The sequence below is a fragment of the Bradyrhizobium sp. CCGUVB14 genome, assembly GCF_024199935.1.
Classification (GTDB): Bacteria; Pseudomonadota; Alphaproteobacteria; order Rhizobiales; family Xanthobacteraceae; genus Bradyrhizobium.
The window spans coordinates 158,956-174,966 of record NZ_JANADS010000001.1 but is presented as its reverse complement, the minus strand read 5'-3'; the positions used below and the strand labels follow the sequence as shown (position 1 = coordinate 174,966).

Annotated in this window: 13 protein-coding genes; 5 read left to right on the top strand and 8 right to left on the bottom strand. The window is 65.0% G+C overall.

Going from position 1 to position 16,011, the window contains the following annotated elements; all coding sequences use genetic code 11:
• Positions 1-2: 2 nt before the first annotated feature.
• Positions 3-743, bottom strand: coding sequence for a sulfate transporter family protein (locus NLM32_RS00795; protein ID WP_254127333.1), 741 nt, complete (start codon positions 741-743; stop codon positions 3-5).
• A gap of 95 nt (positions 744-838) precedes the next feature.
• Complete coding sequence (locus tag NLM32_RS00790) at positions 839-2,008, bottom strand: hypothetical protein (RefSeq protein WP_254127332.1); 1,170 nt, start codon at positions 2,006-2,008, stop codon at positions 839-841.
• 285 nt (positions 2,009-2,293) lie between these two features.
• Here NLM32_RS00790 and NLM32_RS00785 point away from each other — a divergent pair, with 285 nt between their 5' ends.
• The gene (locus NLM32_RS00785; protein WP_254127331.1) at positions 2,294-3,937 is read left to right on the top strand and encodes a protease pro-enzyme activation domain-containing protein; all 1,644 of its coding nucleotides are present in this window, start codon (positions 2,294-2,296) and stop codon (positions 3,935-3,937) included.
• Positions 3,938-4,065: 128 nt separating this feature from the next.
• On the opposite strand, the gene NLM32_RS00780 is transcribed toward NLM32_RS00785, so the two are convergent.
• Together NLM32_RS00780 and NLM32_RS00775 are read right to left on the bottom strand one after the other, a co-directional pair.
• Positions 4,066-5,481, bottom strand: a complete 1,416-nt coding sequence (locus NLM32_RS00780; RefSeq protein ID WP_254127330.1) for an MFS transporter — start codon at positions 5,479-5,481, stop codon at positions 4,066-4,068.
• Between the two features lie 330 nt (positions 5,482-5,811).
• Positions 5,812-6,744, bottom strand: a complete 933-nt coding sequence (locus NLM32_RS00775) for a LysR family transcriptional regulator (protein ID WP_254127329.1) — start codon at positions 6,742-6,744, stop codon at positions 5,812-5,814.
• Positions 6,745-6,848: 104 nt separating this feature from the next.
• Between NLM32_RS00775 and NLM32_RS00770 the strand changes: the two genes are divergently transcribed.
• Together NLM32_RS00770 and NLM32_RS00765 are read left to right on the top strand one after the other, a co-directional pair.
• The gene (locus tag NLM32_RS00770; RefSeq protein WP_254127328.1) at positions 6,849-8,024 is read left to right on the top strand and encodes a CoA transferase; all 1,176 of its coding nucleotides are present in this window, start codon (positions 6,849-6,851) and stop codon (positions 8,022-8,024) included.
• Positions 8,021-8,968 carry a hydroxymethylglutaryl-CoA lyase gene (locus NLM32_RS00765; protein ID WP_254127327.1) on the top strand — a complete coding sequence of 316 codons (948 nt, stop codon included), beginning with the start codon at positions 8,021-8,023 and terminating at the stop codon, positions 8,966-8,968. The genes NLM32_RS00770 and NLM32_RS00765 overlap by 4 nt, the downstream gene beginning before the upstream one ends.
• A gap of 52 nt (positions 8,969-9,020) precedes the next feature.
• On the opposite strand, the gene nikR is transcribed toward NLM32_RS00765, so the two are convergent.
• Both nikR and NLM32_RS00755 read right to left on the bottom strand, forming a co-directional pair.
• The gene (gene nikR, locus NLM32_RS00760) at positions 9,021-9,467 is read right to left on the bottom strand and encodes a nickel-responsive transcriptional regulator NikR (RefSeq protein WP_254127326.1); all 447 of its coding nucleotides are present in this window, start codon (positions 9,465-9,467) and stop codon (positions 9,021-9,023) included.
• A gap of 50 nt (positions 9,468-9,517) precedes the next feature.
• Positions 9,518-11,977 carry a heavy metal translocating P-type ATPase gene (locus NLM32_RS00755; RefSeq protein WP_254127325.1) on the bottom strand — a complete coding sequence of 820 codons (2,460 nt, stop codon included), beginning with the start codon at positions 11,975-11,977 and terminating at the stop codon, positions 9,518-9,520.
• Positions 11,978-12,027: 50 nt separating this feature from the next.
• On the opposite strand from NLM32_RS00755, the gene NLM32_RS00750 reads away from it, so the two are divergent.
• Positions 12,028-12,303 (top strand): metal-sensitive transcriptional regulator, encoded by a 276-nt coding sequence (locus NLM32_RS00750; protein WP_007598521.1) that lies wholly within the window; start codon positions 12,028-12,030, stop codon positions 12,301-12,303.
• A 195-nt stretch (positions 12,304-12,498) separates the two neighbouring features.
• Here the strand turns inward: NLM32_RS00750 and NLM32_RS00745 are convergent, their stop codons facing one another.
• On the bottom strand, positions 12,499-13,473 hold the full coding sequence (locus NLM32_RS00745) for a YiiX/YebB-like N1pC/P60 family cysteine hydrolase (protein ID WP_254135173.1): 975 nt from the start codon (positions 13,471-13,473) through the stop codon (positions 12,499-12,501).
• A gap of 187 nt (positions 13,474-13,660) precedes the next feature.
• Here NLM32_RS00745 and NLM32_RS00740 point away from each other — a divergent pair, with 187 nt between their 5' ends.
• The gene (locus tag NLM32_RS00740; protein WP_254127324.1) at positions 13,661-15,040 is read left to right on the top strand and encodes an NAD(P)/FAD-dependent oxidoreductase; all 1,380 of its coding nucleotides are present in this window, start codon (positions 13,661-13,663) and stop codon (positions 15,038-15,040) included.
• A 181-nt stretch (positions 15,041-15,221) separates the two neighbouring features.
• Here the strand turns inward: NLM32_RS00740 and NLM32_RS00735 are convergent, their stop codons facing one another.
• On the bottom strand, positions 15,222-15,992 hold the full coding sequence (locus tag NLM32_RS00735) for a sulfite exporter TauE/SafE family protein (RefSeq protein ID WP_254127323.1): 771 nt from the start codon (positions 15,990-15,992) through the stop codon (positions 15,222-15,224).
• Positions 15,993-16,011: the final 19 nt, after the last annotated feature.

Sequence of the window (16,011 nt, the reverse complement as noted above, 5' to 3'; positions counted from 1 at the left end):
CGTCACCGCATCTGTCGCGCCGGCTCGATCAGCTCGGGCCGCGGTCCCGATAGCCGCTTGTGCATGTGGACCATGAAGGCCATGCCGAAGATCGGCGTCGCCAGGTTGACGATCGGGATCGAGACGAAGGCTGCGATGAAAAGGCCCGCGGTGAAGATGGTCGCGGCATTGTCGCGCCGCATCGCCTTGGCGTCCTCCGGCGAACGGAAGCGCATCGCGGCGAGCTCGAAATATTCACGGCCCAACAGCCAGGCGGCGGCGAGGAAGAAGATCAGGAAACCGGCGCCGGCAAACAACACCAGCGGCAGCGCGATCAGATAGACCAGGAGGGTCAGCAGCGCCGTCTTGATACCCTCGAGGATGGCCTGGTTGAACGGCAGCGCCGTGCCCGGCCGCTCGGCCGGATAATATTCGCGCTCGACGACGTCGGCGACGTCGTCGACGAAGAAGCTCGCGACCAGCGAGGTGATCGCCGGCATCAGGAATACGCTGCCGAACACGACGCCAAGGCCGGCCGCAATCGAGATGATCCAGGCGAGGACTTCGAGGGACGAGTGCCAGCTCGGCCCGAGCAGGCCCTCGAGCCAGACCTCGCCATAGGTCGCGAACCAGCTCAGCAGCCGCTGCAACCCGATCGCCAGCACGACGATCAGCACCAGTGCAAGTCCGATCGATCGCCACAGGATCGTGCGCATCGGCGGCGACATCATTTGCGACAGCGCCTTCACGGCGGCATCCAGCATGGGAACCTCTCACCAAACCACCCGCGAGAGGTAGACACCCCGGGCCGCTTCGGCAAGGGAGGCTGACCCTTGGCCTGACCTTGGACCGCCGCGGCCTATGGCTCCGCCACGATGCTGGCCCAGCACGCGATGGCGCTGCAGACCGTGCTCCAGCGGCCAAATCCCTTGTAGATCTGGGCGGCGACCTGCTCCTGCTGCTTCAGGGTGCCCTCGGCCTTGATCTGCGGGTCGGAGACGTTGCGGATCGCGAGCCAGCGCGGCGCCTTGGCGCCCATCTCCTGGGCGACGAGACCGAGGATGGCGTCGCCCATCTCGGAGACGTCGCCAAGCCCCTGGAGCTTGAAGTGATTGTCCGAGGTGTCGAAGCCGAAGAAGTCTGTGGTTACCACGGAGGATGACAGGCCGCTCGGCGCGACGACGAAGATTTTCGGCGGCCTTGTATTGGTCTTCGGCAGTTGCCCGGCATTGGCCTTGAACAGCGTCTTGGCCGTTGCGAATTTCGTCGTTTTGGCCGGCTTGCTGGAGAAATGCTCCTGCGCAAACGGTTGCTTCTTGAACTTCGAGAGGCAGTCGAAGCGCACGATCGGGCTGACGACGACGTCGCCGACCTCGACCTCTTTGCCGATGCCGCCGGCCGTGCCCGTGGTGATCACGAGCGTGGGCTGCACCTCGGTGATGATCTGGCGCCAGACGTCGATGTTCGGCAGTTGCGGGCCGTCCTGCGACATGTGTGAATCTGACTTGAAGACGACGACCTTCTTCTTGTTGATCGTCGTGGTCCAGAAGGCGCCGAGCCGTTTCAGCTCCTTGGCCGGGCAGCCATTGCGCATCTTCTTCGAGATGGTCGCGTAATTGTGCGTGTAGGGGACGTAGTCGTTGTGCGAGTCCTTGCCCGGCGTCAGCACGCGGCTGGTTGCGTGCCCTTCGTCGACCGTCCAGGTCACGACCAGCACGTCGGCGCGCGGCAGCGGGCCCTTGCCATTGCCCGGCTTCGGCCCGGTCTGCGGTGCGAGCCCCTTGGGCCAGGGAATATCGGTGAAGCGTGACAGCCCGGTCGCGGTCGAGAAGGCCATGAACTCGCGGCCTTCGGTCGATTCGGAATCGAAATCGATGATCTCGCGCTGGAAGTCCTCGGGCGCGACCTTCGCGGTCTTCTTCACGGCGGCATCCGCGATGCGCTTGACCACGAAGGTCCCGCGCGGTGGCGGTGTGGTGATCGGATCGAAGCCGAGATTCTTCTCAACCCATTTGCGGTCAGCAGGCATTGCGCGATCTCCGCCAATTGTTTTTGACAAGCATCTGTTGTCGACAAGCGTCTTTCATTGGTCGGCCAGGCCAGCCAATGGTTGCAATCTGAGGTCGAAAAAGCAGGTGCCGAATGGTCCGCACTATTGACCGATTCCGTGCCGATTTGAGGCAGTGAGAAATGACTCTACCAAACAAGACTATTTCGGAAAAAATCGCTCAATCATCTGAACCAATTCGCCGCTGAGATTACACCTATAGTTGAGGTGCGACAATCAGCCTTCCAATCACAAACGGAGGAAGTCATGGCAAGCTCGACTAAGCGTGTCACGCTGGCGAACAGCGCCCGTAAATTGCCGAAGGGGGCCAAGATCGTCGGTGCGGCCGATCCCAAGCAGGAAATCGAGATCAGTATTCGCCTGCGGGCGAAGCGCTCCGACGACGAACAGGTGATGGCACTCGGCGCGCAACCACCGCGCGAGCGGCAATATCTTTCCCGCGCCGAGTTCGCCGAACAGATGGGCGCCGATACCGCCGACGTCGCCAAGATCGACGATTTCGCGCATCACCACGAGCTCAACGTCAAGAGCGTGCACTTGGCCTCGCGCACGGTGAAGCTGACCGGTACGGTGAAGGCGATGAACGCCGCCTTCGGCGTCAAGCTCGACAAGGTCAAGCACGACGGCGCGACCTATCGCATGCGCAAGGGCAATGTGCAGATCCCGGCCGAGCTCGAAGGCATCGTGGTCGGCGTGCATGGCCTGGACAACCGGCCGGTGGCGCAGCCGCATTTCCGGCGCAAGCTTGCGAAGAAGGGCGCGACCGCGCGCGCGGGCCAGGGCGGCAGCTTCTCGGTCGAGCAGATCGCGCAGCTCTACAACTTCCCGGGCGGTGAGACCGGCGCCGGCCAGTGCATCGCCATCATCGAGCTCAACGATATCGACACCAAGGGTCATCCCACGGGCGCCGGCTACAAGACCTCGGACCTGAAAACCTTCTTCAAGAAGGCGGGCATTCCGATGCCGCGGATCGTCCCCGCGAGCGTCGACGGTGGCGCCAACAAGCCGGGCCATTCCGATGCCGATGGCGAGGTCGTGCTCGACATCGAGGTGGCCGGCGCGATCGCACCCGGCGCCAGGATCGTGGTCTATTTCGCGCCCAACACCACCAATGGCTTCATCGACGCGATGAAAGCCGCCGTCCACGACAGCGCGCGAAAACCCTCGGTAATCTCGATCAGCTGGGGCGGACCGGAAGATCCGGCCGGCTCGCAGCAATTCGTCGACGGCCTCAACGAGGCGATCCGCGATGCCGCCGCGATGGGCGTCACCGTCTGTGTCGCCTCCGGTGACAACGGTTCCGCGGACATGGCCGAGGGATGGGACGGCAAGCCGCACGCCGACTTCCCGGCCTCGAGCCCGTTTGCACTGGCCTGCGGCGGCACCAATTTGCGGGCCTCGAACGGGACCATCACCGAAACGGTCTGGAACGGCGGTCCGCAGGACGGCGCCGGTGGCGGCGGCGTCAGCATCGTATTCCCCAAGCCGAAATACCAGGCCAACGCACATGTGCCGAAATCGCCGTCGCATTCGGTCGGGCGCGGCGTGCCCGATGTTTCCGGCGATGCGGATCCCGCGACCGGCTACCAGATCTTCCTCAACGGCGTCATGACCACGATCGGCGGCACCAGCGCTGTGGCGCCGCTAATGGCCGGACTGATCGCTCGCATCAACGAGGCCACGACCAAGAAGTTCGGCAAGACGGTCGGCTTCATCAACCCGCTGATCTACGCCTCGCATGCACAAGGCGTGTTCCGCGACATCACGGTCGGCAACAACGACATTACCGGCGATCTGCACGGCATGTACAAGGCCGGCCCCGGCTGGGATGCCTGCTCCGGCCTGGGTGTCCCCAACGGCGCAGCGTTGCAGAATCTGCTGGCGACGTGAGGTCGTAGAGACTCTCGCTTTTCCCTCTCCCCGCCCTTACGGGGAGAGGGTTAGGGTGAGGGACTGTCTCCGCGGAAAGATTCTGGATTGCTTCGCTGCACTCGCAATGACGCGTGGATGGACCGCGGCTACACCGTGTCCAGCGCCTTGCCGCGCACGTTCGGGCCGAACAGCGCCATCGTGATCACCACGATCAGCATGGCCACGGTGATCAGGCCGAACACGCCGACGACGCCGGCCTCCTTCAGCATGTAGGCGACGATGAATCCGGAGAATGTCGCGCTCAGCCGGCTCATCGAATAGACGAGGCCGGAGGCCTGCGCGCGGATCTGGGTCGGGAACACCTCGGTCTGGTAGGCGTGATAGGCGTAGGACATTGTCGTGTTGCAGGCCGTCAACAGCACGCCGCAGACGATCAGCAATCCAGGCTCGGTCAATTGCGCGAACGCCATGCCGAACACGATGATGGCGATGCAGGCGCCGGCGATGATCCATCGGCGCTCGAACTTGTCGGCGAAGCTGGCGGCGAGCAGCGGCGCGATCGGATAGGCGACGGCGACGATGAAGGAATATTGCAGGCTCTTGGTGACGGTGATGCCCTTCTCCACCAGCAGCGTCGGCACCCAATTGGCAAAGCCGTAGAAGCCGAACGCCTGGCAGAGGTTGAACACCATGAACAGGACCACGAGCGAGACATAAGGCGGGCGGAACAGGTCGGCAAAGCCGATGCGTGCGAGGGTGTGCGCCGCCGGCGGTGCGAGCGAGGGTGCGGGGCCCGGTGCGGTAGCGCCGCTTCGGGCTTCCAACGTCGCGAGAATCCGGAACGCCTCCTCGGCGCGACCATGGCGTGCCAGCCAGAGCGGGCTCTCCGGCAGGAACAACCGGAGCACCCAGATGATCATGCTGGCGGCGGCGCCGATCAGCACCACCCAGCGCCAGCCCTCGACGCCATAAGGCGCGAGCGGCACCAGCCACCAGGCGAGGAAGGCGACCACGGGCACAGCGATGAACATGATCGACTGGTTCACCGCGAAGGCGCGTCCACGCACCCGGCTCGGCACCAGCTCGGTGATGTAGGCATCGATGGTGATGACCTCGACGCCGATGCCGATTCCGGCGAGAAAGCGCCAGAGCAGCAGGCCTTCCGATGAGGTCTGGCAGGCCATGATCACCGACGCCGCGCTGTAGCCGAGCAGCGCACAGGTGAAGATCGCGCGGCGGCCGAAACGGTCGGCGAGGAAGCCGAGGAAGAAGGTGCCGACGAACAGGCCGGCGAAGGTCGCAGCGACGAAGGCGCCGATGCCGGAGAAACCGAAGAAGGCCGTTGTCGTCGTGGAGAGCAATCCGCTGCGGCTGAGCCCCGGCGCGATATAGCCGGTCAGGAACAGATCGTAGATCTCGAAACAGCCGCCGAGCGAGAGCAGGATAACGAGCCGCCAGATGTACGCCGTCGCCGGCATCGCTTCGAGCCGCCGCGAGATCTCGTCCGGTCCGGATGGTGCAGCGCCGAGCTCAAAGCCTGTGTCGATGCCGACAACGCTCATGAAGTCCTCCCGTGGCGCGCGGATCGCGCGCGGTTCCCGGCGGCTCATCTCTGAGGTTTTTCGTAAGCCTTGCCGGACCGCGCCATGTTGGCGGGTCGATGCCGGAAATCCAGAAGAACATATCGATGGAAGCGTTCGAGATTTTCGAACTCAGGCTGATGGGGCAGGACAGTCGGTCGGCACGCTCGGTCACCTCGCCCGCTTGCGGGAGAGGTCGGCGCGCAGCGCCGGGTGAGGGTTCTTTCCGCAACGGGACAATCCCGATGAGGAGATACCCTCACCCCAGCCCTCTCCCGCTAGCGGGAGAGGGAGTGCAGCACCGTCGCCCCCTTACCCCACCAGCTCCGCCTGCCAGGCCCCCGCGCGCACCTGCTCGGCGATCAGGGCCAGTATCAACCGCCGCATCTCTTCCATCGCGTAGGTCATCGGACGGTTGCGCAGGCGGCAGAGATAGAGCGTGCGGGTGAGTTTCGGGGCGATCACCTCGCGCGCGACCAGGCGGCCGGCGGCGAGTTCCTCCCGCGCAAACAGCTTGGTCGCGATGGTGCAGCCGAGCCCCTCCACCAGCGCGCCGGTCATGCCCGTGATCGAGTTGGCGTGCAGGATGGCGCTGCCTTCCAGCCGCTTGAGCAGCACGGGGTCGTCGAGCAGCGCACGCGAGGACAGGCCAAGCCCGTAGCGCAGCAGGATCAGCGGCAGCCGGCTCAGTTCCTCGAAACGGATCGGCGTTTTGGTCTTGCCGACCAGTTTTGGAATGCCGACCAGGAACATCTCCTCCTCAAGCACAGCTTCCGTGATCAGCTCCTTCTCCGACGGCGGGTTGTAGACCAGCGCCAGATCGACATTGGAGATCATCAGGTGCATCAGCGTCGCGCCCGACAGGCTCTCGGTCAGCGACAGCTTGAGCTTGGGATATTTGGTCAGCACCGTGCGCATCAGCTCGACGCCGATCGCCTTGACGCCGGAATTGGCCATGCCGATCGAGATCTCGCCGGCGATGACGCGGGCGCCCTCGCGCACCTCGGTCTCGGCTTCCGCCATCGCGCGCAGGATGATGCGGGCGTGCTCGTAGAGCCGTTCGCCGGCCGCGGTCGGGTCCATGCCGCGCGACTTGCGCTCGAACAGCGGCGTTGCGAACTCGGCTTCCAGATTCGAGATATGATGGCTCAGCGCGGACTGCGCGACATTCACCTGGTCGGCCGCGCGCGACAGGTTCCGCTGCTCGTAGACGGCGATGAAGTAGCGGAGCTGGCGCGAATCCATGATGGTCCAGCGTTCTATAAGTGCGAAGGCAATCTTCGACAGATTATATTTTTAAGAAGGCTTGTGAAGGCCTAGTCTTCAAGCCGAACGGACAGGAGTGACGGATGGCTGAGACCGGATTGCCGCTCGAAGGCGTACGAGTCGTCGAGATGACGCACATGGTCATGGGCCCGACCTGCGGCATGATCCTCGCGCAACTCGGCGCCGACGTGATCAAGGTCGAGCCGCCCGCCGGTGACAAGACCCGCTCACTCGGCGGCATGGGCACGGCATTCTTCCCGCTGTTCAACCGCGGCAAGCGCAGCGTGGTGCTGGACTTCGAGAAGCCAGGGGATCGCGACACCATGCACCGGCTGCTGGAAACAGCCGACGTGTTCCTGGAGAATTTTCGTGACGGCCTGCTCGAGAAGCAAGGGTTAGGTGCCGAGGAACTGCGCCGCCGCCATCCGCATCTGATCATCGCCGGCCACAAGGGCTTTCTGTCCGGCCCCTATGAGCATCGCCCCGCGCTCGACGAAGTCGTGCAGATGATGTCGGGCCTCGCTGCCATGACCGGCACGAAGGAGAAGCCGCAGCGGGTCGGCTCCTCCGCCAACGACATCATGGGCGGCATGTTCGGCGTGATCGCGATTCTCGCCGCGCTCTATCAGAAGCGCGGGGGAAAACGCGACGGCGCCGACATCCGCATCGGCCTGTTCGAGAACTGCCTGTTCCTGGTCGCCCAGCACATGGTCGAGTACGAGATGACCGGCAACAAGCCGCGCTCGATGCCGGAGCGCGAACATGCCTGGCCGATCTACGACATCTTCGATGCCGCCGGCGACGGCCGCATTTTCATCGGCGTCGTCACCGAGGGCCATTGGCAGGCGTTCTGCCGGGAGTTCGGCCTGAGCGAGTTTCTCGATGATCCCACCTTGCGCACCACGACCGATCGCATCCTGGCGCGGCCGCGGATCTTGCCGCGCGTGGCCGAGATCATCCGGCAACGCGACGTGGCGGAGCTGTCGCAAAGGCTCGACGCGCTCAACATCTGCTTCTCGCCGATCAACCGGCCCGAGGACCTCCTGAGCGATCCGCATGTGCTGCGGCCGGGCGGGCTCGTCACCAACGTCACCGCCGACGGCAAGCCGTTCCATGTGCCGACGCTGCCGATCGAGTGGAACGGCGACCATCTCGGCGAAGGCCTGAAGGTCGCGCCGCTCGGCGCCGACACATCGGCGGTCCGCGCCGAGATCGACAACAACGACGTCACGTCAAAAGCCGCTGGGAGGCGCACATGAGCCGGATCGAGACCATCTACCCCGCGGACCGCGTCAGCCTGCGCGAGGTCGGCCTGCGCGACGGTCTTCAGCTCGTTAAAAAGTTTCCCTCCACCGAGGCCAAGCAACGCTGGGTGCGTGAGGAATATGCGGCCGGCGTGCGGCATTTCGAGGTCGGCTCATTCCTGCCGGCAAAGACCTTTCCGCAATTCGTCGATGTCCGCGATGTCGTCATGACGGTGGCGAGCCTGCCGGGGGCCCACGGCATCGCGCTGGCACTCAACGAGCGCGGGGTGAACGAGGCGCTGGAATCCGGCGTCGGCGAGATCGCCTCGGTGGTGTCGGCGACGGAGGAGCACAGCCAGGCCAATGCGCATCGTTCGCGCGACTCCGCGATCGCCAATGTGAAGCGTCTCTGCGAAATGCGCGACGCCAGCGCCCACAAGCCATTGGTGAATGCCGCGATCTCGATGGCGCTGGGCTGCTCGATCACCGGCGCGGTCGATCCTGCGGAGGTGTTGCGTCTGGTCGACAAGTGCCTCGAGGCCGGCGTCGATTTCGTCGCGATCGCCGACACCGTTGGTTACGCGGGGCCGAAGCAGGTGGCGGAGCTGACCCGCGGCGCAGTCAAGCTTTCGGGATCGAAGCCGATCTGTATCCACCTCCACGACACCCGCGGCATGGGCATCGCCAATGCATCCGCCGCGCTGGATGAAGGCGCGCGGATTCTGGACGGTTCGCTCGGCGGCCTCGGCGGCTGCCCCTTCGCGCCCGGCGCGACCGGCAATGTGGTGTTCGAAGACCTCGTGTTCCTGTGCGAGAGCAAGGGCTTTGCGACGGGCATCGATCTCGACAGGCTGATCGCGGTCCGCAAGATCCTGCGCGAGGAGATGCCGAACGAGCAGCTCTATGGCGGCCTCGCGCGAGCAGGCTTGCCGGGCGGGAGCGCCGCGAAGGCGGCGTGATCTTGCTTACCCTCCAGGGGAGGGTAAGAGTGGCCCGCTCTGCTAGTCTAACCTACTCATGCCGATGCCCGTGCTTCCGCACCTTGGCCGGCTTGCCTTCCCCCGTCGGGATCATCACCACACGTCCATAGCGCACGCCGCGCTCCGCGATGATGTGGTCGGCGAAATGCTTGACCTCGGCGGCATCGCCCTTCAGCGCCGTCATCTCCATGCAATTGTTGTCGTCGAGATGGACGTGCAGCGTCGCCAGCGCGAGGTCGTGGTGGCCGTGGAATTCCTGCACCAGCCGTTTTGAGAGATCGCGGGCGGCGTGGTCGTAGACATAGACAAGGCCGGCGACGCAGGGGCCGGTCTGGGCGGTGTCCTCGCTCGATTGCTGCAGGCCGGCGCGGGCGAGATCGCGAATGATCTCCGAGCGGTTCTGGTAGCCGCGCGCCTCGGCCGCGGCATCGATCTCCGCCAGCAAATCGTCCTCGATCGTGATCGTAATCCGCTGCATCAGGTCCTCTCCGCGCGCCTGGTCTCTATCCGTCGACCGTAGCAGCTCCGCTATAGCTTTGTCGCCCGAAGCCGCAGCGCATTGCCGACCACGCTGACCGAGGACAGCGCCATCGCGGCGGCCGCGATGATCGGCGACAGCAGCACGCCGAAGGCAGGATAGAGGATGCCGGCGGCGATCGGGATGCCGGCGGCGTTGTAGATGAAGGCGAAGAACAGGTTTTGCCGGATGTTGCTCATCGTCGCCTGCGACAGCTTTCGGGCGCGGACGATGCCGGTGAGATCGCCCTTCAGCAGCGTGACGCCGGCGCTTTCCATCGCCACGTCCGTCCCCGTGCCCATGGCGATGCCAACCTCGGCTGCAGCCAGCGCCGGGGCGTCGTTGACGCCGTCGCCAGCCATCGCGACGCTGCGGCCGGCCTTTTGCAGCTTTGTCACCACCGCGCTCTTCTGGTCCGGCAGCACCTCGGCCTCGACGTCGGCGATGCCGAGCCTGCGCGCGACGGCTTGCGCCGTGGTGCGGTTGTCGCCGGTCAGCATGATCACCTTGATGCCTTCGGCGGCGAGCGCCTTCAGCGCCTCCGGGGTCGAAGCCTTGACCGGGTCGGCGATGGCAAACAGTCCGGCGAGCCGACCGTCGATCGCCATGTTGATGACGGTGGCGCCGTCGCCACGCAGGTGCTCAGCCTCGGCGTCGAGTGATCTGGTATCGATGCCGATCGAAGCAAAATATTTGGCGTTGCCGAGCACGATGCTCTTGCCGTCGACCTTGCCCGTCGCGCCCTTGCCCGTCGGCGAGTCGAACCCGTCGACCTGGCTCAGCGCGATCTGCTTCTCCTTGGCCGCGCGCACGACCGCGTCGGCGAGCGGATGCTCGCTGGCACGCTCGACGCTGGCCGCAAGCCGAAGGATGTCATCCTCGGCAAAGCCGGATGCCGGCACGATCGCGACCACCTTGGGCTTGCCCTCGGTCAGCGTGCCTGTCTTGTCGATCACCAGCGTGTCGATCTTCTCCATCCGCTCCAGCGCCTCGGCATTCTTGATCAGGACACCGGCCTGCGCGCCGCGGCCGACGCCGACCATGATCGACATCGGGGTCGCCAGTCCGAGCGCGCAGGGGCAGGCGATGATTAGCACGCTGACGGCGGCGACGAGGCCGAAGGCGAGCCGCGGCTCCGGGCCGAACCACGCCCATGCGGCGAAGGCTGCGACGGCGACGGCAATCACCGTCGGCACGAACCAGCCGGCGACCTGGTCCGCCAGTCGCTGAATCGGCGCGCGCGAACGTTGTGCATCCGCGACCATCTGCACGATCTGCGACAGCAGTGTTTCGCGCCCGACCTTGTCGGCGCGCATGATGAAGCTGCCCGACTGGTTGAGCGTTCCAGCAATCACCTTGGCGCCAACCTCCTTGGTGACGGGCATGGATTCGCCGGTCACCAGCGATTCATCGAGCGAGGAGCGGCCCTCGAGAATGACGCCGTCGACCGGCACCTTTTCGCCGGGACGTACGCGCAAGGAATCGCCCGCGTGCAGGGCGTCGATTTCGACCTCATGCTCGCCGCCATCGGCATCGACACGCCGCGCGGTTTTCGGGGCGAGCTGAAGCAGCGCCTTGATCGCGCCCGAGGTGGCATCGCGGGCGCGCAGCTCCAGAACCTGGCCGAGCAAAACCAGCACGGTGATGACCGCGGCGGCTTCGAAATAGACGGCGACCGCGCCCTCATGGCCGCGGAAAGTGGCGGGGAAAATCTGCGGCACGATGGTGCCGATCAGGCTGTAGACATAAGCCACGCCCGTGCCCATCGCGATCAGCGTGAACATGTTGAGGTTGCGCGTCAGCAGCGATTGCCAGCCGCGGACGAAGAACGGCCAGCCGGCCCACACCACCACGGGCGTGGCGAAAACGAGCTGGATCCAGTTCGACAGTGTCGGGTCGACCCAGTTGTGCGGGCCTGCGAGGTGCCCGCCCATCTCGAGCATGACAGGCGGCAGCGCCAGTGCGCCGCCGATCCAGAACCGGCGCGTCATGTCGGCGAGCTCCGGATTCGGTCCGGTCTCCAGGCTCGCGACCTCCGGCTCCAGCGCCATGCCGCAGATCGGGCAGCTGCCGGGTCCGACCTGGCGGATCTCCGGATGCATCGGGCAGGTGTAGATCGTGCCCGCCGGCATCTCCGGCTCGGGCGCCTTGTCCTTTGCGAGATATTTTGCCGGATCGGCGGCGAATTTGGTGCGGCAGCCGGCCGAGCAGAAATGGAAGGTCTCGCCGTGATGGTCGAAGCGGTGCTTTGACGTCGCGGGATCGACCGTCATGCCGCAGACGGGATCAAGAACCTTTGCCGCGGCCGTTCCATGGTCGTGGGCGTGATGGTGGTCATGGCCGGCATCACCGCCATGGCCGCCGCAGCAGGACGAGGCCGCGGGTTTGGGAGGCGCGGCGGTCTTGGCGGAGCAGCCGCATCCGGAATGCGTGTTCCCCTCGTGATGATGCTCGTGGTCCGCGTCGTTCATTCCTGCACTCCGGCCTTGTAACCTATACCCGGTAGGGGTATATAGACCCCATGCGCAAGGACATCAAGGCATCCGTCGGAAAACGTCTCGGCCGGATCGAGGGCCAGGTTCGCGGCCTGTCGAAAATGGTCGAGGAAGATCGCTACTGCATCGACATTGTCACGCAGATCTCGGCGGTGCGCGCCGCGCTACGCCGTGTCGAGGAAGAGGTCTTGAAGGACCACGTCGCCCATTGCGTCGAGCATGCGATCGCGAGCGGCGACAAGGCGGATCAGCGCGAGAAGATTGCGGAGCTGATGGCGGTGATTGGCCGGGCGGAGCGGTAGGGCGCGATCTCATTGCGAGCGCAGCAACTGTGGAAAAGCGATATCGCGCCACACCCACAGGTGTCGTCCCGGCGAAGGCCGGGACCCATAACCACAGGGAGTGGTTTGGCGAAGACTCGTTGTTCTGTACTTCTACCGTCAGCAAGCGTTAGATCACGCGGTATGGGTCCCGGCCTTCGCCGGGACGATTGCTGTTTATGCAGCTCTTTCGCGAGCTAGCCGGCGGCGCCGTGGGCGGTACATCGCCAGCCGCTTCAGCAGCGGGAAACGCTCGGAGTCGGCGTCGCGTTGAACCGCTTCCGCACTCACTTGCTCAGCCGAAACCTCAGCCGGCGCTTCTTCGTCAATCGCTTCAGGAACGAGCGGCGGCGCACGGAGCGTTTCTGGAAACACACCGAATGAGCCCGCTACCTCCTCGAGCGGCTTTTGCTTGTCGGCCCAGTGCAAGGCTGTGTAGTCGAAGCCGTGCACGATGGTGGGTTTGACCACTTCGAAATAGGGCGAGATGTCGAAGTCGCGGGGCATGTAGAGCGAGGAATCGCGGATGTGCAGGATCTCGCGGCGGGCCGCACGGCTGCCGGCCTTGGTGATCTTCGGCAGGATCGGATAGCGCACGGCGTCGAAGGCCTGCGCAATCAGCGCCGAGCAGATGATCTTGGTCGGATCGCCCGACCCGATCGCGATCATGCGCCGCCGCCATCGCTGCGGTATCGGCAGCGGGAACAGGAAGCGCATCAGATCGATGATGTTCTTGGTGTCGTAGCCGAAGCCGATGCGGTTGATCGCATAGCGGCACACCGTGGTGCGGTCCTCATAGGACAGCCCGACCGGGCGGCAGACGCGGGTGTGGTACGGAAAATATTTTGACAGCGGCGCGGAGGTGACGCCTTCGCCGATATTGGCCTCGATCAGCACATGCGGCTCGCCGTTGGGCTCGACCGCGCCCTCGACCGGGCCGACATAGAGCGCGGCATGCGACCAGGTCGACTGCGTCAGATATTTGATGATGCCGGAGATGCGGTTGTTGCCCTCGACCAGCATCACGTCGCCGGGCTGGATCACGCCGCGCAGGTGCTCGGGGTCGCTCGGCGTGAACGGCTCGTAGCCCGGCACCTCCTTCGAGAGGTACGCGGCAATCACCTTGCCGACTGAATCTAGGACCGTCCCCATGAACTCCCCCTGGGCCTTTCTGGCCATCTTTTTTCCATCTGTATCATGGTCGAAACCTGTTGCAATTCAGTTCATGGGTCTGTGAGGTCAAGCACGATTGATTCACCATGATGGTTGCTGCGCAACATCAGATGCGGCAAGGTTCGCTTGCTGTTCCCGTTCGCTGCAAGTCTCCGGAAACCATGACATGACAATCACGCGCCGCAGCTTCCTATCGGCGTCGGCGGCCTTTGCTGCGATGCCGGTCCTGGGCGCAACTGCCGCACCCCTGCCGCGCGAGGCTGACATTGTCGTGATCGGCGCAGGTGCGGCCGGCATCGCTGCAGCGCGGCGCGTCATGGCGGCCAATCGCAAGGTCGTCGTGGTGGAGGCGGCGTCGCAAATCGGCGGGCGCTGCATCACCGACAGCACCACCTTCGACGTCCCGTTCGATCGTGGCGCGCGCTGGATGCACAATCCCGACACCAACCCGATGATCCGGCTGGCGCGCAGTGCCGGGCTCGATGTCTCGCCGGCACCGTCCGGCCAGAAGATGCGCATCGGCCGCCGCAATGCCCGCGCGGGCGAGACCGAGGAGTTTTTGGCAGCGCTGGTGCGCGCCAACCGTGCCATCGACGAGGCCGCGCGCGGCAAGCTCGACACGTCCTGCGCATCGGTCCTGCCAAAAGAGCTCGGCGATTGGGCGGGCGCCGCCGAGTTCGTGCTCGGTGCGAGCTTTGCCGGCAAGGACCTGAAAGAGCTGTCGGCGATCGACAAGGCGCGTGCGCAGGACCGCAACGCTCCGATCGCCTGCCGCCAGGGTCTCGGCACCCTCATTGCCAAGCTGGGCGAGCAGGCGCCGGTCGTGCTTTCGACCCCGGCCAGCCGGGTCGTCTGGAGCAATCGCGACGTCAGCGTGGAGACGCAAGCGGGCAAGATCGCCGCGCGCGCGGCCATCATCACGGTTTCGACCAACGTGCTCATGAGCGGTGCGATCAAGTTTGCGCCCGACATTCCCAAGCGCACGCTCGATGCTGCGTCGAAGCTCACGCTCGGCAGCTACGATCACATCGTGCTGCAACTGCCCGGAAATCCGCTCGGGCTCTCGCGCGACGACATCCTGATCGAGCAGAGCAACTCGACGCGCACCGCGCTGATGTTCGCCAATATCGGCGGGTCCTCGCTGTGCTCGATCGACGTCGGCGGCTCGTTCGGCCGCGATCTCTCCGAGCAGGGCGAGAAGGCAATGGTGGCCTTCGCCAGGGAATGGATCACGAAGCTGTTCGGCAGCGAAGCGGCCGCCAATGTGCAGAAGACCGCCGTGACGCGCTGGAATGCCTCGCCCTATGTCATGGGCGCGATGTCGGCAGCCTCTCCCGGCGGCCAGCTGTCGCGAAAAATCCTGAGCGAGCCGATCGGCAATGTGTTCCTCGCCGGCGAAGCCACGCATGAGACGCTGTGGGGCACGGTCGACGGCGCCTGGGACAGCGGCGAGCGCGCGGCCGACGCCGCGCTCCGTAAAATTGGTGCGCTGAAGGACGAGCCGGCCGAAGTGCCGACGCAGTCGACGAAGAAGCGTCGCCGCTGAGGCAGTAGGGCAGAGGCAACCAAGCCGCAACAAACTCCGCCGTCGTCCCGGACAAGCGAAGCGCAGATCCGGGACCCATAACCACAGGAAGTGGTTTGGCGAAGACTCGGAGTTATCACCTCGCCCGATCACTTCTCCCTGGGGTTATGGGTCCCCGCGTTCGCGGGGACGACGGCGGAGATTACCGCAGCACCCCGTCCAGCACCGGCAACCCGGTGATCACAGCGATCGCGATCAGGGCATAGCAGATTCTGCGAAACACGATCTCGCTCGCGCGGCCGAACAGGGACGCGCCGAAGGCGACGCCGATCGCGTAGACCGGCCCGACGATCAGCGACAGCAGCAGCGACTCGCGCGAGATCAGGCCGGTGGTGGCATAGCTGACCATCGAGAAGAAATCGGACGCGCCGAAGAACAGCACGATGTTGGCGCGCGCCACGATGGGAGCGATGGGGCGGCCGAGCCAATAGCCGACGATCGGCGGTCCGCCGGTCTGCGCCAGTCCGCTGCAAAAGCCGGAGAGGCCGCCGATGCCGACCGAAAGCCAGGCATGGTCCTTGCCGCGATAGCGCCAGCCCGACAGCAGCAGCAGAAGCAGCGCAGCGACGAAGCAGGAGATGATCCAGCGCGTGGTGACGGGCTCGAGCACGCTGAGGAAATAGGTGCCGACGGGCACGCCGACCAGCGCGCCCAGCACGATCACCGCGGTCGCCTTGCGATCCGCCTTCCGCCACGCATCAGGCAGCAGCGGCGCCGCCGCGACGAAATCGATCACCAGGAGAAGCGCAGCAACCAGCCGCGGCGCCGCGACGCTGCTCGCCAGCGGCATGAAGATCAGCGCCGAGCCGAAGCCCGAAAAGCCGCGCGCAGTGCCTGAAACGAAAGCGATGGCGCAGAGCGCCATCGCGATGGTGAGACTGACATCTTTGGGAAGGAAGTCCGTAGGCATCATGCTTTATGACTCTTGAGCA